Annotated in this window: 18 protein-coding genes, 1 tRNA gene, 1 pseudogene, 1 riboswitch and 1 other annotated feature; of the genes and pseudogenes, 8 read left to right on the plus strand and 12 right to left on the minus strand. The window is 50.7% G+C overall.

Features of this window, described 5'->3' with window-relative positions; translation table 11 throughout:
* Positions 1–168 precede the first annotated feature (168 nt).
* The 7 genes from Q0482_RS04540 to Q0482_RS04570 form a co-directional block, all read right to left on the minus strand.
* Positions 169–1,044 (minus strand): DMT family transporter, encoded by an 876-nt coding sequence (locus Q0482_RS04540; RefSeq protein ID WP_299143939.1) that lies wholly within the window; start codon positions 1,042–1,044, stop codon positions 169–171.
* Positions 1,045–1,213: 169 nt separating this feature from the next.
* Positions 1,214–2,344, minus strand: coding sequence for an aminotransferase (locus Q0482_RS04545; protein WP_299143941.1), 1,131 nt, complete (start codon positions 2,342–2,344; stop codon positions 1,214–1,216).
* 454 nt (positions 2,345–2,798) lie between these two features.
* Entirely contained in the window at positions 2,799–4,142 is a 1,344-nt protein-coding gene (potE, locus tag Q0482_RS04550; protein WP_299143943.1) for a putrescine-ornithine antiporter, read from the minus strand.
* Between the two features lie 801 nt (positions 4,143–4,943).
* Positions 4,944–6,599: an iron ABC transporter permease gene (locus Q0482_RS04555; RefSeq protein WP_299143945.1), complete on the minus strand. Its 1,656-nt coding sequence runs from the start codon at positions 6,597–6,599 to the stop codon at positions 4,944–4,946.
* Positions 6,600–6,664: 65 nt separating this feature from the next.
* Positions 6,665–7,681 carry an ABC transporter substrate-binding protein gene (locus tag Q0482_RS04560; protein ID WP_299143947.1) on the minus strand — a complete coding sequence of 339 codons (1,017 nt, stop codon included), beginning with the start codon at positions 7,679–7,681 and terminating at the stop codon, positions 6,665–6,667.
* Between the two features lie 12 nt (positions 7,682–7,693).
* Positions 7,694–8,647 (minus strand): ABC transporter ATP-binding protein, encoded by a 954-nt coding sequence (locus tag Q0482_RS04565; protein ID WP_299143949.1) that lies wholly within the window; start codon positions 8,645–8,647, stop codon positions 7,694–7,696.
* Positions 8,648–8,792: 145 nt separating this feature from the next.
* Positions 8,793–10,097, minus strand: coding sequence for an S-layer homology domain-containing protein (locus tag Q0482_RS04570; RefSeq protein WP_299143950.1), 1,305 nt, complete (start codon positions 10,095–10,097; stop codon positions 8,793–8,795).
* 516 nt (positions 10,098–10,613) lie between these two features.
* On the opposite strand from Q0482_RS04570, the gene greA reads away from it, so the two are divergent.
* The 3 genes from greA (at position 10,614) to Q0482_RS04585 (ending at position 13,840) form a co-directional block, all read left to right on the plus strand.
* The gene (gene greA, locus Q0482_RS04575) at positions 10,614–11,087 is read left to right on the plus strand and encodes a transcription elongation factor GreA (RefSeq protein ID WP_291057930.1); all 474 of its coding nucleotides are present in this window, start codon (positions 10,614–10,616) and stop codon (positions 11,085–11,087) included.
* A gap of 28 nt (positions 11,088–11,115) precedes the next feature.
* A complete protein-coding gene (gene lysS / locus Q0482_RS04580; RefSeq protein ID WP_299143952.1) occupies positions 11,116–13,056 on the plus strand; it encodes a lysine--tRNA ligase in 1,941 nt (646 codons plus the stop codon).
* A 90-nt stretch (positions 13,057–13,146) separates the two neighbouring features.
* Positions 13,147–13,263: riboswitch (THF riboswitch) on the plus strand.
* 46 nt (positions 13,264–13,309) lie between these two features.
* Positions 13,310–13,840 carry a folate family ECF transporter S component gene (locus tag Q0482_RS04585; protein WP_299143954.1) on the plus strand — a complete coding sequence of 177 codons (531 nt, stop codon included), beginning with the start codon at positions 13,310–13,312 and terminating at the stop codon, positions 13,838–13,840.
* Between the two features lie 89 nt (positions 13,841–13,929).
* Here Q0482_RS04585 and Q0482_RS04590 read toward each other — a convergent pair.
* The 4 genes from Q0482_RS04590 to Q0482_RS04605 form a co-directional block, all read right to left on the minus strand.
* A tRNA-Ala gene (locus Q0482_RS04590) sits at positions 13,930–14,005 on the minus strand.
* Positions 14,006–14,170: 165 nt separating this feature from the next.
* Positions 14,171–15,676, minus strand: coding sequence for an IMP dehydrogenase (locus Q0482_RS04595; RefSeq protein ID WP_366517986.1), 1,506 nt, complete (start codon positions 15,674–15,676; stop codon positions 14,171–14,173).
* 567 nt (positions 15,677–16,243) lie between these two features.
* The gene (locus Q0482_RS04600) at positions 16,244–16,804 is read right to left on the minus strand and encodes a TetR/AcrR family transcriptional regulator (protein WP_299143988.1); all 561 of its coding nucleotides are present in this window, start codon (positions 16,802–16,804) and stop codon (positions 16,244–16,246) included.
* A 253-nt stretch (positions 16,805–17,057) separates the two neighbouring features.
* On the minus strand, positions 17,058–17,888 hold the full coding sequence (locus Q0482_RS04605) for a MetQ/NlpA family ABC transporter substrate-binding protein (RefSeq protein WP_299143990.1): 831 nt from the start codon (positions 17,886–17,888) through the stop codon (positions 17,058–17,060).
* Positions 17,889–17,937: 49 nt separating this feature from the next.
* Positions 17,938–18,182, minus strand: a binding site (T-box leader).
* Positions 18,183–18,306: 124 nt separating this feature from the next.
* Here Q0482_RS04605 and Q0482_RS04610 point away from each other — a divergent pair.
* The 5 genes and pseudogenes from Q0482_RS04610 to Q0482_RS04630 form a co-directional block, all read left to right on the plus strand.
* The gene (locus Q0482_RS04610; protein WP_299143993.1) at positions 18,307–18,795 is read left to right on the plus strand and encodes a MarR family transcriptional regulator; all 489 of its coding nucleotides are present in this window, start codon (positions 18,307–18,309) and stop codon (positions 18,793–18,795) included.
* A 96-nt stretch (positions 18,796–18,891) separates the two neighbouring features.
* The gene (locus Q0482_RS04615) at positions 18,892–20,004 is read left to right on the plus strand and encodes a biotin/lipoyl-binding protein (protein ID WP_299143995.1); all 1,113 of its coding nucleotides are present in this window, start codon (positions 18,892–18,894) and stop codon (positions 20,002–20,004) included.
* The gene (locus Q0482_RS04620; RefSeq protein WP_299143998.1) at positions 19,985–21,109 is read left to right on the plus strand and encodes an ABC transporter permease; all 1,125 of its coding nucleotides are present in this window, start codon (positions 19,985–19,987) and stop codon (positions 21,107–21,109) included. The genes Q0482_RS04615 and Q0482_RS04620 overlap by 20 nt, the downstream gene beginning before the upstream one ends.
* 10 nt (positions 21,110–21,119) lie before the next feature.
* Entirely contained in the window at positions 21,120–21,548 is a 429-nt protein-coding gene (locus tag Q0482_RS04625; RefSeq protein ID WP_299144000.1) for a universal stress protein, read from the plus strand.
* Between the two features lie 89 nt (positions 21,549–21,637).
* A pseudogene (locus Q0482_RS04630) lies at positions 21,638–21,850 on the plus strand (isochorismatase family protein); the annotation flags it as partial.
* An 81-nt stretch (positions 21,851–21,931) separates the two neighbouring features.
* Here Q0482_RS04630 and Q0482_RS04635 read toward each other — a convergent pair.
* Complete coding sequence (locus tag Q0482_RS04635; RefSeq protein WP_299144003.1) at positions 21,932–23,098, minus strand: acetylornithine/succinylornithine family transaminase; 1,167 nt, start codon at positions 23,096–23,098, stop codon at positions 21,932–21,934.
* Between the last annotated feature and the right edge of the window lie 48 nt (positions 23,099–23,146).

A 23,146-nucleotide genomic window follows, 5' to 3' on the forward strand; every position in this document is an offset into this window, starting at 1 on the left:
GTATAAGGGGCTAATTGGGGCTTGACAAAAGTCACTTCATAACAGTGTACTAGTGGGATAGTGGGTTAGTGAGACAGTGGGACAGTGAGACAGTGAGACAGTGGGACAATGAGACAGGAAAGGCAGCATATACTCATCGCCGCAGGTGATGCCACAACCCTCTGAACCTTATGAACCCTTTGCATTTCTGATATTCCCCACCACCATACCGGCTCCTATCATGAGGATACCGGCCCACTGGACGGGAGTGACGGATTCGCCCAGTACCATAAGGGCCATGAGGAGGGCGACAGGAAGTTCCGAGGCTGCCAGGATAGTGCCCAGTCCCGGCCCCACATGGGGCATGCCCCAGGCCAGAAGAAAGGGCGGCAGGGCTACGCCGAAAATGCCAAGGATAAGGCCGAAGGGCATGAGCAAAGGCCAGGAAGAGGCGTCCCAAAGGAAGAGGGGCGGAAGGAGGATAAAAGTAAGGACAGTATCACCGGTGGACATGAGGGCGCCCTTCAGGGCAGGAGGAATGCCTTTCCCGAGAAGGGAGCTGGCAGTCATCATGACCGTATAGGAAAGGGCGGAAAGAATGCCCCATACCATGCCGGAGGAAAGGGAGAACTGAGTTCCTTCTTCTGCAAGACCTGCGGCAAAAAAGGTACCGGAAAGGCAGAAAAGGATGGAAAGCAGCTGTTTCTTTCCGGGAAGTTTCCTGAAAATCAGGGATTCCGCTGCCGTCCCCATCCATATGGACTGAAAGAGAAAGACCACAGCCATGGAGGCGGATAAAGTTTCCAGGGAATGATAGTAGAAAATGGTGGTAAGGGCCATGGGAATGCCGATGGCGGCAAGGGAAAGAATCCGGAATGGGGAGGGCCTCCTCTTCACGGTGAAAAGGGCGGCCAGCCACAGGAAGAGCATGCCGAAAAGGCACTGCATGCCGCTCACATCGGTGAGGGTGAGACCGGCGGCATAGGCCATTTTCACGAAGGTGGACAGCACCCCGTAGCAGGCGCCGGCAGAAAATACAATAAGTGCATAGAATCCCTTGTGCATGATTTCCTCCAAAAGAAAAGCACAGCACTTCTCTGAAGTACTGTGCGGCGAAAACAGAATCATCTGAAAAAATCCACAACCATAACGGTTTTATTGTCTGCAGTCTATCATATGGCAGAGGAAAAGGCAAGGGGAGTAAGATGGCAGGAGATAGATAATAGATAGAGAATTATTTTGTCTCCAGGGAGCGGAAGAAGGTGCTCATGGCTTTAAGGCCCTTTTCTAATGTGTCCCTGTCGGCGGCGTAGCCGATACGCATGGAACAGGGTTCATCGAAGCAGTCGCCGGGGGTTACGAAGGCGCCGCAGGCATCATACATCTGCCGGCAGAGGGTATAGGAATCTACCGGGAAATCATAGTAGACAAGGGCGGTAGTGCCGGCCTCCGGCTTTACATAGGAAAGGCGGGGCTCCTTTTCAATCCATTCATCCAGGACAGCCAGATTTTCCCGGATGATTTTTTTATTTCTCTTAAGGATTGCTTCCTTTGATTTCAGTGCCAGGGCAGCAATGGCATCATCAATCATGCCGCAGCTGATGAGGTTGTAATCCCTGTGGGACCACATCTGCTTCAGTGCGTCTTTGTCATGGGTGGCAATCCATCCCAGCCGGACGCCGGCCAGGGAAAAGACTTTGGACATGGAGGAAGTGGAAATCCCTTTTTCATACATATCCACAATGGAAGGCTGCCAGTCATCGGACTGGGTGAGGTGACGGTAAACTTCATCTACCAGAAGGTAGGCGTCAGAGTCTTTGGCAATCTGAATGACTTCCTCAAGGATTTCCTCGGGAATCAAAGCACCGGTGGGATTATTGGGGTTGTTGAGGCAGATCATTTTCACGCCGCCTTCCGCCATTTTTTTCAGTTCATCCACATCGGGGAGATATCCCTTTTCCTTTTTTAAATGCATGATTTTTACATCGGCCCCCAGGGAAGCAGGAATGGAGTAAAGCTGCTGGTAGGAAGGCATAATGGAAATCACCTTGTCTCCCGGATTGATGAGAGAATAGAAAACATGATGGTTTCCGCCGGAAGCGCCATGGGTGGGTACGATTTCCTGGGGTGCTATGGTGCGGTAGAGAGACGCAATGCCTTCCTTCAAACTGGAGGAGCCTTCAATGGCACCATAGGTGAGACGGCGGGCGCAGAGCGTATTAAGGAATGCTTCCTTATCGGTTCCGGACAGTTCAAAAAGTTCATCCAGGGAAATGGAATCTACGCAGGTTTCTGCAATATTGTACCTGGCGCCTGTTTCGTAGGCATTCATCCATTCTTCTACGGCAAAGGGTTTAATGTTCATGGTTATAGCCTCCTGTAAAAAAAAGAGGGTTTATTCCTGCCTTTCAACGGACAAGCCGTATCCACCTGCAGCAGGAATAAACCCTCTTTGCTCCCTATCCGGTGACAGGGAAGAGTTTCATATGAAGATGTGTATACTGTATCATGGCGCAGAACCTTTGTCAAATGGAGACTTAAGGAAGCACTGATTAATTCGCAGAATCGAATTTCATATGAATTTTTATCCAATGCTTCGTCATAAGTCTCCTTAAATAGCTCGCTATTCGCGTCGACTTATTCCTTGCATTGAATAAAAATTCAAGAATGAAATCCGATAACGATTTAATCAGCGCTTCCTTAACGCAGATAGGGGACCCAGACATCCATCGTCTGACCGTCTGACCGTCTGACCGTCTGACCGTCTCACTGTCCCACTAAAAAACTCCTCCGGATGAATCCGAAGGAGTTTCTATTTCTTATTTCTTATCAATAGGCGGATACGTGGAAACTCTGGCTGCCGGCGCATAGCGGAGGCGGGAAGAGATAAGGGCGTAGACTACAAGTCCCATGGCGGTGACGAAGGCGCCTTCCAGAATGACGGTCCAGCCGCAGCCGTATACAGCGTAGCAGCTGTAGATACCGCCTACGATGGCAGCCATATTTGCCAGTCTTGCCTTATCGGCAGGAATGCCTTCCGCCTTCTGCAGGTCGGCTACAGCGGCCATGGCAAGAAGGTATGGAATGAGGTTGATCATGACTGCCAGGTTAATGAGCACATTGAACTGTTTCAAGAGGGTGGGGCTCATGGTGGAGAGGGTCATGATGACCTGGATGGCTACCAGGGATCCGATGGCCACATAGGGGGAACGGAAACGGTTGACCTTGGACAGGAATTTCGGGAAAAGACCGATGGAGGAAGCTTCTCTTGCTACTTCGGAAACGGTGAACTGCCATGCTGTAAGGGATACGAAGCAGGAGCATACAAGCATGCAGGAAACAATGTATCCTGCCTTGTCTCCGAACATGGTAGCATAGGCCAGACCGAAAGGAGCTCCAGATTTCATGAGTTCCTGGTAAGGCACAAGGCCGCCGATGATAGCAGTGGAAGTGGTGTAGCAGGCACCTGCCAGAAGAGTACCGGCCAGTACGGCGATAGGCACATTTTTTTCCGGATTTTCCACAGTGTCCGAATTGGCGCAGGCAGTTTCCAGTCCAAGGAAAGCCCAGATAATGACGGCAATGGAGCTTTTCATGGTTTCATAGAATGGCAGGTTTCCGGGGTTCCAGGCTTCTGTATAGATACCGGTATCAAAGAAGAAGAAGCCGCAGAGGAGAAGGCCTACCACTGGAGATACGACACAAAAAACGCCGAGAGAACTGAATTTGCCGAATTTCTTGGGGCCTACCAGACTGATGGTGGCTGCCAGGATGAGGACACCGATGGTGGCCATGCACACTTCCACAGGGGAAAGGGTGAGGCCGAACACGTAGGAGCCGTAGCTGACGACGCCGCTGGCAATGGCTGCATTAGCAATAATCAATGAAATGGTGTAGCAGAAGTTGGAAAGGAAATTTCCTGCTCTGCCGAAACGGTATTCTGCGTAGCCGCCCATGCCGCCTACTTTGGAGGTATGCATGCCGCAGCGGGCAAAGGCATAGGCAAGGATGGTGGCGCCGATGGAGGCCAGAATCCATGCAAAAATCGAAACGGTTCCGATTTCCGCCAATGTGGCGGGAAGAAGAATAATACCGGATCCCATCATGTTGATGGCTGTTACTGTTGTGAGCTGTACCACTCCCATTTTTTTGCTCTTAGACAAGGTTGTTCCCTTCTTTCTTAATCCAAATCGCATGAAACTCGCGTTGGGGGAAAAATATTGTCCCGGGGTAAACCGGATGATGCAGTCATGAAATCATCAAGGCATGCATGAACCCCATTTGCTTTCTATAAAGGTGAAAGAAACAGGGCATAAAGAAAACCATCCGTTACCAGGTAACGGTTCGCTGCTCAACTGCACACGGGGCAGGGCGCGATGAATTTTTATTTACTGCAATATACCATAAATGAAATCATATGACAAGACTTTTTTGCAAAAATTTTTCAGGAGATTTTGTATCGAACTCATATGGACTTTTGAGAACTTTGAAGAAAAACGGAGATAAAAGGCGCAAAAACATGGCTATCCTGTTTTGCCATGGATTGGCATGATACATCATGATGTATTGTGAAATTTCATAGCTGAAATGAGCAAAACCCCGGAGAGCCCATACCATGGCCCTTCCGGGGTTTCTGCTGAGAAAAGGAAAGTGAATATAATGCATATAAATACAGAATTATTGAGATAATATACATTTTCGCTGCAGAGGCGCAAATGGCTATTACCCCAGTACCACCCCAAATAGCCCCACAGGGTCCCAGATTGCCCCAAATGGGCAAAATGCACAGAACAAATGAGAATATATAGATTGTAATGAGAATGAAATATTTTTTCTTTTGCTTCTTAGAAAATAATTTTATAATGGCGTATGCGTTCTCCCGCTGTCTGTTCCAGACAGGCAAAAAGCCCGGACAGGGTCCGGGCTTAGGGTTCAATGACTACGGAAAAATCAGTTCTTATCTTTTATTTCAATCGAGAGGCAAACCGTTTTACAGCAAACAGGGAGATGGTGGTAAAGAGGATGCACAGTACCGCCATGGACATACCCAGGGATACGCTGCCCTGTTCGAATTCCCTCATGATGAAAGTAGAAATGACCAGTGTATCCGGCGGAGCGATAAGGCTTGGTGCCACCAGCTCCCGGACGGCGATGATGAAAGTCATCATCCATCCGGCTGCAATGCCTCTGGCAATGAGGGGGCAGGTAATGTGACGGAAAATATACCAGCGGGAGGCGCCGAATATTCGCCCTGCCTCCAGAAGGCTTTCGCTGAGCTGGCTGGAGGCGGATGTGACGTACTGCACCGTGTAAGGAAGGAAGAGGGCTGTATAGGTGATGACCATGATTCCCAGGGTGTTGTACAGGGGAAGGAAATCGTAGATATCATTCCAGAACAGCATGAGACCGATAACGAGCACGATACCCGGCAGCATTTCCGGAATCAGGCTTATTGCTTCCAGCAGCTTTCCCCCATTTCCTTTGATCTGCCGCACGGTAAGAACGATGACTGTACCCAGAAGGGCACACAGGGTGGCGGAAGTGATACCCAGGAAGAAACTGTTGCCCAGGGCACTGAGGGCTGCGTCACTTTCTGTAAAAAGTTCCGTGTAATGGGCCAGGGTGAAATTACCCGCTGCCAAGCCAAATCCACGGAGCTTGATGAGGGAGGTGGATATGACTGAGAAGTAGGGGATGCCTACGGATACTGCAAAGACAAGAAGAATATACAGAATGGCAAAACCCTGGCCTACTGGTGACAGAACGTGATATTTCATCCGGCTCCCTTTACCGCCGATGAGTCCGTAGCTGTGGGTGGCGGTGATATAGTTCTGCACCAGCCACAGGAGGAGGCAGATAGTGACCAAAAGGGAAGCCAGTACGGCTGCCTTTCCGAAGTCAATGGGGGCAATGGCGGCATAGCGGTGGATATCGGTGGTGAAAACATCAAATCCGATTCGTTTGCCCAGGGTGTAGGGCGTTCCGTATTCTGAAAGGGTTTTCACAAAGACCAGAAGGGCGCCTATGACGTAGTTTCCCGTAAGCAGGGGAAAAAAGATTTTTCGAAGACGGCATCCATAGCCGGCACCGGAAACGGCAGCCGCCTCTTCCAGAGAAGAAGGGATGCGGAGCATGGCATTCTTCATAAGTACCAGCATAAAAGGGAAGATATGGAGACTCATGACCAGCACCAGGCCGCCAAAGGAAAAGAACAGGGGTATACCGTCTGTCAAAGCCGGGCACAGCTGGGACAGAAGGCCCCGCTTCTGCATGAAGAGAATCCATCCCATGGAAGCGATATAGGGCGGAGTCATGAAGGGGATGAGGAAAAGAATGTCGAAAAACCGATGCTCTGCCAGAGAGGTCCTGGAAAAGAGATAGGAAAGGGGAAGGGAAATCAGGGTAGCAAGGATAACCACTGCACCTCCCAGCAGCAGGGAATTCCTTATCATCTTTCCGTTCTGCGGTTCAAGGATGGTGGAAAGAGCGTAGGAAACATTCAGCTCATCATTAATAATAAAGGCTTTGACAAAGATGGTGAGAAGGGGACACAGGATAAGAAACAGAAGGAGGCCGGCCAGCAGGAGATAGGAAAGGGAGATTTTTTTCTGTCCGTTCATAATATCACAACCTCAGGCGGCAGAACCTGCCGAATGGGACTGCCGGAATTACAAGACGGTTGTCCTTATTTGCGGCACAGCTCATTCAGTTTTGCTGCTGTGTCAGATGCAATGGCCATCATTTTCTCCCAATCCGGATGAATCTGAGGAATCTTGGAAAGGGGCGTGCCTTTGGCTTCTATATCCTGCCGGCCGGGAATCAGGTATGCGTCAGCCACCAGTTTCTGCGCATCATCGGAGATAAGGTAATCCATGAATTTCTTCGCTTCCTCTTCATGGGGCGCATTTTTCATAATCATAGCCGGTCGGGGATTTACGATGGTGCCGCTTTTTGGGTAGTAAATGGCCAGGGGTTCCCCTTTTTTCATGGCAGTATAGGCATTGTAGTCCACGCCTGCCACCAGGATACCCTTTTCACCGGTGGTGACGGCTTCCAGGGCTGCCTTATTGGCTCCGGGAACAATCATGCCGTTTTTTGCCATGCCTTCCAGGGCATCCCAGCCCTTGGCATTCACGTAGCCTGCTAGAAAATCCTTGCAGGCACCGGATTTCTGTGGGTCCGGAATGGCCAGATTATCCTTATAGGCCGGATCAGAGAGTTCACTCCAGTCTGCCGAAAGAGAAGGAATTACGTTTTTATTGTAGATGACGCCTACGGCAGAGGCGCTGTATCCCGTGAGCTCATTATCCTTATCCATGAAATCCATTACCATTTTGTCCGCATCCTTAGGCTTGTAGGGAACAAGGACGCCCTTTTTCTTCAGGGACAGACCGTCAGACCAGGAAGCCAGTACCACCACATCGGCGGTCTGGTTGTTTTTTTCCGCTTCCAGCCGGGCAAGAATCTCACCGGTGGTACCCTGGAAAATTTCAACCTTTGTGCCGGTTTTCTTTTCATAGTCCTTGGCCAGTTTGGAAGAAAGACCGGCAGGAGAGGGCATGTAAACGGTGATTTTCTTGTCCCCTGCGGCCGCTTTGGAGGCGGCAGAGGAGGCAGGCCCTGTCTTCGTACCACAGGCAGACAGAGTCAGGGCAAGTGAACAGCAGGCGGCCAGAAGGGCCAGCTTTTTCCAGTTTTTCATGGTTAACTCCTTTTATAAAGAAATAATATCTTTGGGATGAACATAAAGGGAAATTTCTCCTGTGCCCTTGAATGGCTTGGATGACCAGTATATCCAGTGTTCATTTCCGTGGGTCAGGAAAAACTCATAGGTGTGTCCCAGAAATCGGATGGAGTCCAGACGGGCCGAAAACTGCCGGTACCCGTCTTTGGGGCAGAGGGAAGCCTTTTCAGGACGGAAAAGATTCCTGCTGTCAATCCAGTTGGAATTTCCTATGAATCGAGCGGTGAAGGGGGTGGCAGGATGGAAGTAAAGACATTCCGGTACCCCCTGCTGCTCAATACAGCCCTGATGAATCACTGCTATTTCATCACTCATGCTCATGGCTTCTTCCTGGTCGTGGGTGACAAAGACAGCAGTGATGCCCAGCCGGTTTACCAGGTTTCGGATTTCGATCCTCATTTTCAGGCGAAGCAGGGCGTCCAGGGCGGAGAGGGGTTCGTCAAACAGGATGCAGGCCGGATGGGGGGCGATAGCCCTGGCCAGGGAAACCCGCTGCTGCTGCCCGCCGGACAGTTCAGAAGGGTATCGGTTTTCGAATCCATCCAGATTGACGGCATGCAGGGCATCGCCTACCCTGGCTTCCAGACGGTCCATATCATTTCTGGCTCTCAATCCAAAGGCTACATTTTCAAAGACAGTCATGTGGGGCCAGAGGGCGAAATCCTGGAAAACGCAGGCAAGATTCCGCTTTTCCGGCGGCACCATGATATGCTTTTCACTGGAAAAGACGCAGGAAGACCCGAGGAAGATTTCCCCCTCATCCGGCATTTCCAGACCGGAAATCATGCGAAGCAGTGTGGTCTTGCCGCAGCCGGAAGGGCCCAGCAGGGTGGTAAAACTGTGATCCCGTATGGTCATGGTGATACTGCGGATGACCGGTGTGCTGTTAAAAGACTTATTGATATGATGTAAAATGATTTCCATTGAAGAGTTCTTCATCCTTTGATGATGAAAAGGGTGCAGCCCTTTTCCGACCGCACCTTTTCAAAGAAATACTGCTTTTTCGGTATGGCCGAGAGGTGCGGAAACCCGGCGGGTTTCCGTATTTTATGCAGTCTTTCCTTAACTTTTAAAACTTGTAGTTCAGAGACAGGGTCCAGCCGTCATCCGGGTCCTCTCCGTGGGTAGCGGAACCGGCAAAGGCGTATTCGCCATGGAGATAAACGTTTTTCATAAGGGATACATCACCCATGAGGTTCCAGAATTTCAAGCTGTCTGCTTTGTATTTGGAGGAATTCTTGGTGGTGCCGAAGGAGTCAGCCAGATTGTTCAGGTAATTGGTCTGCAGGATGGTGCCGCCGAAGTATACTTCCCGGTCCACATTCATGTAGGCCAGGGAAAGGCGGAAGGTGCCCGGCTTTTTGGCCTTCATGGTTCCGTAGCCGATGCCTGCGTTCCAGCCGGTGTCATAGTCGGATTTAGCAGAGCTGTTTTTATAGTAGTCTCCAAAAATATCAAACCGGCTCTGACCAAGGGGGATATCAATGCCGCCGCCGTAAATCTCCGGATTGTCCACCTGATTGGTGGTGCTTGCAAATTTCAGGTAATCTGCATGGGCTTTGAAAGAAGAAGTGGTATAGCCTGCCTGGGCGGCAAAGAAATCAGCGCCTTCCAGAGCATCTTTCCCTTTGACCTCGTTCCATCCGCCGTTGAACTGACCATAGGAGAGGGAACCATTCCAGTTTCCTTCTCCATAGGAAAGACGTGCTCCGTCAAAGCCGATGGCCTTGCCATAGAGCCAGCCTTTCTGATTGCCGATGACAATGGGCTGACGGCCCAGACGAACTTCTGCCTTTCCGAAGGAATGATTTACGAATAACTGATCCATGGTGGTGCTGCCGTCATCGCTTTTACCGTTTTTGAAATACATATTGGTAAGGAAACGACCTTTTACATAGGTATCCTTATTGACTTTGCCCTTCACGTTGAGGCGGATACGGCCATCCCATACATCCCCGGTTTTTGTTCCTGTTTTTTTATCCATGGTGGGGTCGCTGAGATAACGCATACGGGCATCGCCGGACCAGGAGATCTGTCCCACCTTCTTTTCCAGATTGGAAACCCGTACACCCAGGTTAGCCAGCTCATCCGCATATTCTCCGGCCAGCTTATCCAGTGTGGCTTTCTGCGATGCGTTCAGCTGGTCCTCTTTGCTCATGAGGCGGGCGATAATCTCAGCCAGTTCGTAACGGGTGATATTTTTTTCGCCCCGGAACATGCCGTCCGGATAACCTTCTACAATCCCTTGGTCCGACAGGTCGGCTACCGCCTGGTATGCCCAATCATCGGCGGATACATCGGAAAACGGATTGGCTGCATAGGCGGAAATGCCCATGGTCATCACAGCAGCGGTCAGTGCAAATGTTTTTTTCATACTTAATCCCCTTAGTACATAAAAATACATTCCCAAAGAAGTATTGAAAGAGAAGTCCGGAATGGAGAGCCCTCTCGTTTCACAGATCTTTCCTCCAATGAAGGATTGATTTCACTATATCACTGCAGAGGTGAAAGTACAATTTATTCAGATTTTATCGAATGGAATCAGGTAAATGACGAGTAATTAAAATCAAAAATATAAGTAAGGGAAATGTAAAATGTCATATAAGTAAGGCCTGGTGTCAACATTTAGTAAAGGGACGGTAACGAGAAAAAGGAGCAGCCTGCTGAGATGTCATTTTTGTGTTATTCTGCTTCACGGCTATAGAAAGTTTTAATGGATGGGTATTAAAAGAAGCTTTTCCTGTAAAAGAGGCGGCAGCCATAGAAACTCTCCGTAAATTGTTTGACGCAGGGATTCATTTTGCTATATACTATGGAATATGCCCTGTTGCAGGAAGTATTATAAAAGTCTATATAATGTATATGTATTAAAGAAAAGAGGCAGATTGGTATGGCAGAAATGCAGCGTACTCTGGTCACCAGAGAAGGCCTTGAAAAAATGCAGAAGGAACTGGATGAACTCCGTTCCACCAAACGTGCGGAAATTGCACAGCGTCTGAAAGCCGCCATCGCAATGGGCGACCTTTCCGAAAACTCCGAATATGATGAAGCAAAGAATGCCCAGGCTTTCCTGGAAGGCCGCATCCTTCAGCTGGAACAGCAGATCCGCACCGCCCAGGTCATTGAAAAGAGTGCAAAGGACAGGGTGGATGTAGGTTCCACAGTGGTTATCGAAGACATGGAAGAACATCTTCAGGAAAAGGTAACCATCGTAGGTTCTACGGAATCCAATCCCTTTGAAGGCCGTATTTCCAACGAATCCCCGGTGGGACGTGCCCTCATGGGTGCTAAAGCCGGCGACACGGTGGAAGCAGAAGCGCCTAACGGCGTTTTGAAATATAAAGTCATCCGGATTGAAGACTGATTCGGCAGACAGGAAATGAGGTTACAGAATGACAGAAAATAAAAACCAGAAGAAACAGCAGAGCGGGCCGAAGCTGAATGACCAGATGCTTATCCGCCGTGAAAAGCTGGATAAAATCCGTGCCCTGGGCGTAGAACCCTATGGCCAGAAATTCAACTGGGACCACCATGCAGCAGATATCCGTGCCAATGCAGAGCAGCTGGAAAAGGAAGGAACCCATGTCCGTATTGCCGGCAGAATGATGATCCGCCGCGGACAGGGAAAGACTGCTTTCTGCGTCATCCGCGACCAGAGTGGCGACATCCAGGTTTATTTCAAGAGAGATGAACTTTCGGAAAATGAATGGGCCCTCTTCAAGCTGGTGGACATCGGCGATATCCTCGGCATCGAAGGCACCGTATTCACTACCCATACCGGCGAACTGACAGTACGGGTCATCCATTTCACCATGCTCTCCAAGTCCCTGCGTCCGCTGCCGGAAAAATGGCACGGTCTCACAGACAAGGAACAGCGCTACCGCCAGAGATACCTGGATCTCATCATGAACCCGGAAGTCCGGGAAACCTTCGTGAAGAGAGCTGCTATGATGGCCGCCATCCGCAAATGGTACACTGACCACGATTTCCTGGAAGTGGAAACGCCGGTGCTCCAGCCCCTCTATGGCGGCGCCAACGCTAAACCCTTCACCACCCATTTCAATGCCCTGGACATGACCATGTACCTGCGCATTGCACCGGAACTGTATCTGAAACGGCTCCTGGTGGGCGGCTATGAACGGATTTTTGAAATCACCAGAAACTTCAGGAATGAAGGCATGGATACCCGCCACAATCCGGAATTCACCGCCATTGAAACCTACCAGGCCTATGGGGATATTGAAGATGTCATTGACCAGACGGAACAGATTGTAGCTGCCTGTGCCATGGCTTCCTACGGCTCCATGAAATTTACCTATGAAGATACGGAAATCGACGTAACCCCGCCCTGGCCCAGACTCACCATGGCAGAGGCTGTGAAGAAATACACCGGCGAAGATTTCGATGCCTGCAAGACCATCGAAGATGCCAGAGCCATTGCGGACAAGCTCCATGTGGAGTACGGCGAATTCGACGGATTCGGCAAGATTCTTTCCGAATGCTTTGATTCCTATGTGGAAGAACATCTTATCCAGCCGGTTCATATTACGAAACATCCTATCGAAGTATCCCCCCTTTCCAAGCTGGATCCCAAAGACCCAAGATATACCATCCGCTTCGAATCCTACATTTACGGCCGCGAACTGGCAAATGGATTCTCCGAATTAAATGACCCCATCGACCAGAGAAAACGGTTCGAACTGCAGGTGGAAGAAAGAAAGCATGGCGATGATGAAGCCCATCCAATCGATGAAGATTTCCTCACCGCTCTGGAATACGGCATGCCGCCAACAGGCGGACTGGGGATTGGCCTTGACCGTCTTTTCATGCTCATGACCAACTCCGCCTCCATCCGCGACGTACTCCTCTTCCCGGCCATGAAACCGGAAACGGCTCTGGAAAAGAAGACCGCCAGAGAAGCGGAAGAAATGGCAAAGGCGGAAGACAATGAACCTATCGATTTCTCCAAAGTAGAAATCGAACCGCTCTTCAAAGACTATGTGGACTTTGATACCTTCAGCAAATCCGACTTCCGTGCTGTGAAGGTCAAAGCCTGCGAAGCAGTACCCAAGAGCAAGAAGCTCCTGAAGTTCACCCTGGACGACGGTACCGGTGAAGACCGCATCATCCTTTCCGGCATTCATGCCTACTATGAACCGGAAGACCTGGTAGGCAAGACACTGATTGCCATCGTGAACCTGCCGCCGAGAAAGATGATGGGCATCGATTCCTGCGGCATGCTCCTTTCCGCCGTTCATCATGAAGAAGGGGAAGAAAAACTCCACCTCCTCATGGTAGACCGCCACATTCCCGCCGGCGCCAAGCTGTACTGATTTATAAAATGACCAATAAAAAAGCTGCCCTCAAGGCGGCTTTTTTATTGCATTTTTTGACCGGGGTGCTATACTGAATCATAATAATTTGGCAGAGTAGGTATGGGCGCGCGGGAAAAGTAAACTTTTTCCTAGTGCCGGATGGACGGGGAGTTGTCATCCGGACGAAAAGCATTGCTTGCGGTGCCCATGCTGCATCCCGCTGCTGCATGGAGACCTTTTCCATGCAGCCATGCATGAAGGAGGTCTTTTTATGATGCAGAAAAACAGAGAAAAAGAAATGGTGATTCTGGGGATTCTTACGGCACTCTCGGTGCTTTTGTCCTATGTCTTTGCTATCCAGACGCCCTTTGTAAGAATTACCTTCGGCTTCCTGCCCATTGCCTTGGCAGGTACCCTCTATGGACCGTGGAAGGGCGGTCTGGTGGCGGCTCTCTCCGATTTCATCGGCACCGCCTGTCTGGGCACAAGCATTTTCTTTCCGGGATTTCTGCTGTCCGGATTCCTGACCGGATGGATTTACGGGAAGTTCTTTTATGGACATCGCCTCACCCTTTCCTATGTGTGCATTCCCTTCTTCCTGGTGATGGTATTCATCCATCTGGGGCTCAACACGCTCTGGCTGGTGCTTTATTATGACAAGGCGGCAAGTGCCATTTTTTTAAGCCGCCTCATCAAAAACATCATCTGCTATCCCATGGAAGTGGGGCTTTTCATGCTCCTTTACCAGAAAGTGTATGACAGGATATTCTTTCTGGCGGTGGGGAAAAAAGAAGCAGCATGAGCCTTGGAAAAACACTGATTCATTCATGGAACCTGCTTTTAAGAATGCCGTTTTTCCATAAAAAAAACGCCCCGCAGGGCGGAATGGTATGGTGGAGACGAAGAGGATTGAACTCTCGACCTTACGGATGCGAACCGCACGCTCTCCCAGCTGAGCTACGTCCCCATACATGTATATTTTACAAAGGGCTCTTATGAATTGCAAGGGAAGGGCTGCTTTAATCAGAGCTTTCCAAGGGGCCGCTCTTTTTTACCCCGCTGCCTTGATGCAAAAAAAGGAAGCACTTCGCAAAGTGCTTCCTTTTTGATTTCATAGGTATGGCGATTATAATTAACGGTCGCTGCCGTCTTTTTCCTTCCGGATGACGTCGTGGGCGCCGCCTTCCACGATGGAGGTAGCGGAGACCAGGGTGAGCTTGGCTTTCTTCTGCAGTTCCGGAATGGTGATGGCACCGCAGTTGCACATGGTGGCTTTAATCTTGGCGCAGGTTTTTTCCACGTTTTCTTTCAGCGGGCCTGCATAGGGAACGTAGGAGTCAACCCCTTCTTCGAAGGCCAGTTTCTTGGAACCGTCCAGGTCGTAGCGCCCCCAGTTTCTTGCACGGTTGGAACCTTCGCCCCAGTATTCCTTCACCACTGTACCGCCGACAGTTCTCTTCTGTGTGGGGGATTCGTCGAAGCGGGCGAAGTACCTGCCCAGCATGACGAAGTCAGCGCCCATGGCCAGGGCCAGGGTGATGTGGTGGTCATAAACGATGCCGCCGTCGGAGCATACCGGTACGTAAATGCCGGTTTCCTTGTAGTATTCGTCCCTTGCCTGGCATACTTCGATGAGGGCGGTTGCCTGGCCGCGGCCGATACCCTTTGTTTCACGGGTAATGCAGATGGAGCCGCCGCCGATGCCTACTTTGACGAAGTCAGCGCCTGCTTTGGCCAGGAAGAGGAAGCCGTCACGGTCTACCACGTTGCCTGCGCCTACTCTGACTTTGCCGTTGTATTTCTCATGAATCCAGTTCAGGGTAATCTTCTGCCATTCGGAGAAGCCTTCGGAGGAATCGATGCAGAGCACGTCTGCGCCGGCGTCTACCAGCTTCGGCACCCGTTCTTCATAGTCCCGGGAGTTGATGCCGGCACCGACGATGAAGCGTTTCTGGGCATCCAGCATTTCGTTCGGGTTTTCCTGGTGGGAGTCATAGTCCTTGCGGAATACGAAGCCGTAGAGCTTGCCGTCTTCGAAAAGGACGGGCAGGGAGTTGATCTTGTTGTCCCAGATGATGTCATTGGCTTCGGAAAGGGTGATTCCGTACTTGGCGGTAATCAGCTTTTCAAGGGGAGTCATGAAATTTTTAACTTTTTCCGATTTGTCCATACGGCTGACACGGTAGTCACGGCTGGAAACGATGCCTACCAGTTTGCCACCGGAGGTGCCGTCGTCGGTAATGGCTACGGTGGAGTGGCCGGTCTTTGCCTTCAGGGCAAGAACGTCGGCCAGTGTATTTTCAGGAGAGAGGTTGGAGTCGCTGGGAACGAAGCCTGCTTTCTGTGCTTTGACTCTGGCAACCATGGCTGCTTCCTCTTCCGGTGTCTGGGAACCGTAGATGAAAGAAACGCCGCCGTTTCTTGCCAGTTCTACTGCCAGCTTTTCACCGGATACGGCCTGCATGATTGCAGAAACCATGGGAATGTTTAATGTAATAGCCGGTTTTTCACCTTTTTTGAATTTCACCAGCGGTGTTTTCAAAGATACGTTTGCAGGAATGCAGTTGGTATCGGAATATCCCGGAATCAGGAGATATTCATTAAAGGTATGTGCCGGTTCATTAATGTAGGTTGCCATCATTTCCTCCTTGAATAAAAAAATTCCATAACAGGGTATTAAGGATAAATATACATCTTTCCCCGCAAAGGGTCAAGTGTTTTTTGCATGACAGACCCTGCTATATTTTTATCATTATAGCTTAAATCGGCAGGGGTGAAAAGGGGGAAGATGGATAGGGAGGGTGGTTAGCGGGACAATGGGACAGCGGGACAGTGGGGCCGAAAGCTGCCGGCTGCCGGCTGACCGCTTCCTGCTTTATTGGGGATTTCTCGACTCCGTTTCACTGGCTCCACGAAATTATGGAATCAATACCGGCTTGTACCACCGCTCGAAATGACGGGGAAGCAATAGTGGCACAATACAAGTCCCGTAACGCTGACTCTATAATCATAGCCGCCGGGACGGCGGCTATCCACAACCCTCGGCGCCCACCGGCGCTGTCAAACTTAAGAACCCTCCGGCCCGAATGGGCCGGTCAAACTTTAGAACCTTCCCCTCTGAACCCTCTGAACCCTTTGAACCCTTTGGATCCCGCTGTTTGTATTGTCAATCAAAAAAAACGCCGCAGGCTGCGGCGTTTCATGATTACAGTATGGGTTCGATAACGGCACGGAACCAGGCGTCCAGTTCTTCCGGTTTTTCTTTCATGTCTCTTCTGACCCACCACTGCACCATTTCTACGAAACTTCCGGAAATATGGTTCAGGAGAAATTCTTCCGGCACAGGAGAGGAGGAAGTTCTGTCCTTTAAAAGGTAGGAGGCAATGAGCCGGTTCAGGCTGGCTTTGAAGAAACGGAGGAATATATCGCTGCTTTCAGAGGTGAGGAGGTCCCGCACATGGTTGGTGTTGGCGGCTATGTGCTGCAGCAGGTGGCAGAATACGGGATCCGGCACGCCGGGAGCGGTATGGGTATCGCTGGGCATGTTGTCATGCATAACGCCTTCGATAATATGATCGAAAAGCTCTCCGCACATTTCCTTGAGAAGATTGTCCTTGGCCTGGAAATGGGCATAGAAAGTGCTTCTACCGATGTTGGCGCGGTCGATGATATCCTGGATGGTGATTTTGGAGTAGGGCTTTTCTGACAAAAGGGCACTGAACGCGCTGAAAATAGCCGCTCTTGTTTTCTGCTGGCGACGATCCATAAAGGTTCTCCCCTGTTTTATGAATGATTTACAGTACTGTTTGTTCATTATTAGTCTAATATAGCCGGTGAAACAATGCAAGTTTCATGTGAAAAATGCGCATAAATTTAATTTATGTTTATATTTTCTTCATTGCCTTATCATAGGAATACAGGGGTGCTCTTATGATTTCATCAAAAAAGATGAGAAAGCATTTTCACTTTCTCATCTTTTCCGTGAAGTTTCAAAGGCCTTTTGGAAGGCAGGGTGAGGATCAGAATGTGGCTTTAATGGAGCCGTTGTACTTCTTATTGATGAAATCCTTGGCTTCCTGGCTGTTCAGTGCTTTCATGAGCTTCTGCAGTTCCGGACGGTTTTCATCGCCGGCACGGACGGCTACGATATTGGCATAGGGGGAGTCGGAGCTTTCGGTGTAGATGGCACTCTTGGGATCCAGTTTGGCTTCCAGGGCAAAGTTCATGTTAATGACTGCAATGTCAGCGTCTTCCAGGGAGCGGGGGAGCTGGGGAGCTTCCAGTTCGGAGAACTGCAGGTTCTTCGGATTTTCCGCAATATCCTGGGGCGTTGCAGTAATGGGAGCGCCGTCACGGAGCTTGATGAGGCCGGCGGACTGGAGAACCAGCAGGGCACGGCCGCCGTTGGTGGGATCGTTAGGGATGGCTACATGGGCACCGTCGGGGAGGGTTTTGATATCCTTAATCTTGGTGGAGTATACGCCCATCGGTTCCAGGTGCACCGTGCCGATGGAGGTGAGGTTCAGGCCTCTGGATTTGCAGAATTCGTCCAGGTAGGGCTTATGCTGGAAATAGTTGGCATCCAGGCTCTTGTCGTTCAGCGCCAGGTTCGGCTGGACATAATCGGTGAATTCCACGATTTCCACATTCACCCCTTCTTTGGCCAGCTGGTCCTTTACGGCATTCAGGATTTCGCCATGGGGAACGGGGGAAACGCCTACTTTAATGGTGACGGCCTTGCCGGAATCGGACTTGGCAGGAGCTGCTGCCTTCTCTCCTCCGCAGCCTGCGATGAATCCGACAGCTGCCAGGGCGGCAATAGATGCGATCAGGGTCTTCTTGTAGTTCATGATACTCCTCCTATGCTTTGCATTGTGAAATAAAAAAATCCTTCTTCCCATAAGGGACGAAGGATTCTGTTCGTGGTACCACCCAGGTTTACTTTTCCGTCACCGGAAAAGCCTTATGAAGTACGCCGGCGCTGCCTTGATACTTCTCTTCTGTAACGGGAATTCCCGGTCTGCCTGACTATTCAGCAGAGAGGCTCGGAGGCCATGTTCGGCAGGCTGTCCAAGGCCCCTTCTCACCTGTGAGGGCTCTCTTTGCTCTTCTTTCCTGCGTACTCTTCTCTTCATCGCCTTATGAAGTTGGAAATACTATATCACTCCTGACTATTTTCAGTCAAGAGGAATTTTATTTCCTTTGACAATTTCCCCCAAGTGGGTTACTATTTATTTAGTAAGCTCACTAACTATTATAGGAGGTTTTATGTACAGGAATTTTGTATTTCCATCCCGGGAGGAGCTTTCTGCCCATGCCAGACAGATACCGGAAATCCATCCCGACGATGTGATTACCATGCTTACGGTGATGAAGGCGGCAGAAGAAATCAAAGGGAAGACCGACGATATCCTGGAGCGGAAGTATCATATGTCCCAGGGAAAGCTCTGTGTCATGATTATCCTTCACCAGCATGAGGAAGGGATGGCGCCGTCGAAGCTGGCGGCCATGGCGGGAGTGACGAAAGCTACCATTTCCGTCATGCTTGCCCGCATGGAACGGGACGGGCTGGTGAGAAAATCGGTGGATGAAGCGGACGGCAGGGCCCGCCTGGTGTATCTTACGGAGAAGGGAAGACAGGAAATGGACAGCATTCTGCCGGACCATTACGTACGGATTTCCAAACTCATCGGGAAGCTGGACGAGAAGGAAAAGAAGGAGCTGGTGCGGCTCCTCCACAAAATCGTGGATGAATAAAGGGAGACAGCAGATAGTTTCCGGGAATTTTTATGTAAAAAGTTCCCGGTATTTTCAACCACATATAATCAGCCGACTAACTAAAGGAGGCACGGAATGAATATTCACAGTAAACCGGTGAAAATCGGATTGTTCTTTCTGGGGCTCATTGCCATCTGCGGCGTGGTGCTCCTTTTCAAGGGAAATGATGCGGTGGCCATGGCCAGGGAAAAAAGGGACGGCATTGTCACGGCAGAGCAGATCAAGGTGTCCTTCGATTCGGTAAGCGGCCGCCTTTTGACGGAAAATGTGAAGGAAGGGGACCGGGTAAAAAAAGGAGACGTGCTCATGGTGATGGACGCAACGGACACGGATCTGGATATCAGGAAGCTCCGTTCCCAGATAGCCCAGATGGATGCGGAAATCAGCGCCATGGCAGGAAATATTGATGTGGCTTACCAGAAGGCGGACACTGATGAGGTGGAAACTCACCGGCAGATCGACCAGCAGAAGGCGGTGCTGGCATCGTCCCAGGCAGTGTATGAAAACAAGCTCTCCGATTACAACAGGAAACTCCAGCTGGTGGAGGCAGGCGCTATTTCCCAGCTGGAAATGGATAACATCACCGCCAATCTCCGCACCGCCGAGGCGGATGTACGGGCTCAGCAGGAGCTTCTCCATAAACTTCTTGGCGGTGCAGAGGATAGGGACAATACGGAGGACATTGATCTTCCCACCATTGCACAGGAAAGACAGAGCGCCGATAACAAGGCCAATGACCTGGAATCGTTGAAACAGCAGAAGAAGCAGCTGGAGGTGGCCCTCGCGCAAAAGGAGGTCGATAAGAAGCGGCTCATCCTTCGGGCGCCGGAGGACGGAAAAATTTTGAAGGTCATTGCCAAAGCGGGAGAAATGGTTTCCGCCAATACGCCGGTGATTCTTCTGGAGAGCAGCCGCTATTATTATGATATTTATGTGAATGAAGTGGAAAAGGGACAGATGAAGGAAGGAGACCGGCTCACGGGACATACGGTGTCCGGAAATATAGAGGTGCCCGGCACGGTGCGGCTGATGGCCAGGGCGCCGGGGTTTGCGGATTTCAAAATGTCCAGGGAAAAGAGCTCCGCCGACCTCACCGCCTTCCAAATCCGTACCTACATCGACCACGTACCCGGCGTCATTCCGGGGATGACAGTGGAGGTGAGCCGTCATGAGTTCACTGGAAGATGAGATTCATTTCCTTTTTTCAGGAAGGGGCATGCCCTATGAAAAGGTGTCCCTGGTGGTGGCCATTGTGATTACCCTGTTCTTTACGGCGGCCATGGGCTACAACTACACCAGGGATGCGAATGTGGTGGTGGTGGATCTGGACCATTCCAGGACAAGTCAGGAAGTGGTGGAAATGATTAACTCTTCCCGCCACATGAAGGTGGGCCATGTGCTCTATACGCCGGCGGACCCGCAGGATTTCTTCTATGAAGATAAAGCCTATGCGGTTATCTGCCTTCCTAAAGACCTGGAGCGGGATGTGTATTCGGGACAGCCGGTGAATATCGGCCTTTACTGTGACTATACCAATATCGCCCTTACCGCCGATATCCAGGCAGCCATGAATGAAATGACCGCGGAAATTAACGCCATGGGCACCGGGTCATCAGGAAGCTCCGGCGGTCTTGCCGTGAGCACCCGTTACCTTTTTAATCCAAGCGGCAGTACAAGCAATTCGGAAACCGAAGGCTTTCTTTTCTTCTTCTCCAGCATGTTCTTCACCTTTGCCACCATCGGTATGGTGCCAAGGCTGAAGCTGGAACACAAATGGGAAGCCCTTCTGGAAAAGGGCTCGCCCTTTGACCTGATGGTGCGCATCCTTCCCTACATGGGCTGCCTCCTGACGGCCCTTATGGTGGGAATGGCTATCCTCCGCATCTGGGGCAATATGGTAATTTCCGGCAATTTTCTCCTTTTCATGGGCCTCCAGATTTTCTATATCTGGGGCGTTGGCATGATGAGCATCCTCTTCGGCTGGACCGCCGCCAACCCCGGCGTAGCATCAAGCCGCATGATTCTTTTCATTCCCGGCGGCTTCATCCTGGGCGGGCAGACAGCGCCGCTGGTCTTCATTCCCTACTGGGCCCAGGTACTGTCCCATTTCTTCCCGCTCACCTGGGAATTCCATTTCGTCCGGGATATCCTCATGCGGGGTGCCGGATTTGGGGATATCATGCAGGAAATCGGAGCGTTCTTCCTTTACCTTCTGGCCATTGCGGTGGTCTTCTGTTTCCGCTTTGAAAAGGTGCGTAGAGATTACCTGAATTCTATGGAGACTGTAGAATAGGAGGCAGCATATGGAAATCAAAAAAATCATGGTCCCTTTGGACGGTTCGCCGGAATCGGCCAAGGCCTTTGACTTCGGCCTGGACCTGGCAGGAAAGTACGGGGCGGACCTGGTGCTTGCCCATGTGGTTGACATGAATGAAAAAATGACGGCCCTGGACCAGGTCACCATGAGCGGCTACGTGCCGTCGGAAATCATGGAAGAAGGGTATAGGCTCCTTTCCCGATTTGCCGGGAAGGTGCCGCCGGATATTCGCCTTGATACGATAGTCCGTATCGGCGCGCCTCCCCAGACCCTTCTTTCCGTGGCAGAAGACACGGAGGCGGACCTCATCGTCATGGGAAGCCGGGGCCTTGGGGCTGTGCGGAGCATCGTCATGGGCAGCGTAAGTCAGTACATCCTTCACCATGCCAGAGCCATGGTGACCATAGTGAAATAGAATGATCCCGTCAAAAAAGCCGCAGTGTACGGAACACTGCGGCTTTTTGACGGTTTGGAGAAGGATCAGTTCTCCCTCGGAGACTTGGCGTTGATACCATCATAGCGACCTGTGTCAACGCCAATATGGCAGTAGAACATACCTGTCGAGATGGAGCTGATTACGGTTATAAAGTGGTTATTGCCACCGATGGTACGGCAACCATGAATGAAGAATGGCAGCATGCAGCCATGGATTATGCCATGAATAACATTGCAGAGAAGAAGTCTACTGCGGAAATTCTGGAAAATCTGGGAGAATAAGAGAAGTTTTTGGATGAAAAAGAACCTGTATCAAAGTTTTGTTCTTTGATACAGGCTCTTTTAGGTAAGAGATACAAGGTGTTATTCCGCCAGCATGTCCTTCATTATGGAAACGGCTTTTTTCAAATCATCCCAGGGAATATTGAGGGCCGGCAGGAGGCGGATTTTTTCCTTGGCCGTGAGCACCACCACTCCCTTTGCAAGGAGTTTGGGAACGATTTCCTTCACGTCCTTTTCCGGTTCAATGCCCCACATGAGGCCCATGCCGGCCACTGATTTCACTCCCTTGGCGCCGGTGAATTCATCTTTGATGTACTTCCCTTTTTCTGCCACTTCAGCAAGGAGGTCATCATCGATTCTTTCCATAATGGACAGGGCGCCGGCGCAGGCGATGGGGTTGCCGCCGAAGGTGGAGCCGTGGGTGCCGGGAGTGTAGACTTCCGCCGTTTTTTCATTGAACATGGTGGCGCCCAGAGGAAGGCCGCCGCCGATGCCTTTGGCGGTGGAAACGATGTCCGGCTCCACGTCGTAGTTCATATAGCCGTACAGCTTTCCGGTGCGGCCGTTGCCGGTCTGCACTTCATCCACAATGAGGAGGATGTCATGGTCTTTGGCATATTTTCCAATGCCTTCGAAGAAATCCTTTTCCAGCGGATGGACGCCGCCTTCACCCTGGATGGGTTCCACCATGACAGCGCAGATGTTGGGATGTTCTTCGCAGAGCTTGATGAAGGCAGGGAGGTCATTGGCGGGAGTATAGAGGAAACCGGGGGTAAAGGGGAAGAAATCCTTGTGGAAAATATCCTGTCCCGTGGCTGCCAGGGTGGTAATGGTGCGGCCGTGGAAACCGTTGATGAGGGTGACGATTTCATTTCTTTCTTTTCCGTATTTATCAATGGAGTACTTCCTCGCTCCCTTGATGGCGCATTCATTGGCTTCAGCGCCGGAATTGGAGAAGAAGACCTTCTTCAGGCCTGTCTTCTGGCAGAGCATCTCCGCCAGATTGGCCATAGGCTTCGTGTAGAAAAGGTTGGAAACGTGGTTCAGCGTATGAAGCTGCTTCGTCACAGCGTCCATCCATTTGTCGTCGGCAATGCCGAAAATATCGACGCCGATACCGCTTCCCATATCGATGTAGTCCTTTCCGTTTTCATCGATAAGGTGGGACCCTTTGCCTTTTACAAAACATACGGGATACCGGGCATAGGTATGGGCAATATAGGCAGCATCTTTTTCTTCTGTATTCATGGTGTATCTCCTTTATTTAGTGGGCTGGTGGGGACAGTGGACTAGTGG

The sequence above is a fragment of the uncultured Dialister sp. genome, from assembly GCF_937959425.1.
GTDB lineage: Bacteria > Bacillota > Negativicutes > Veillonellales > Dialisteraceae > Dialister.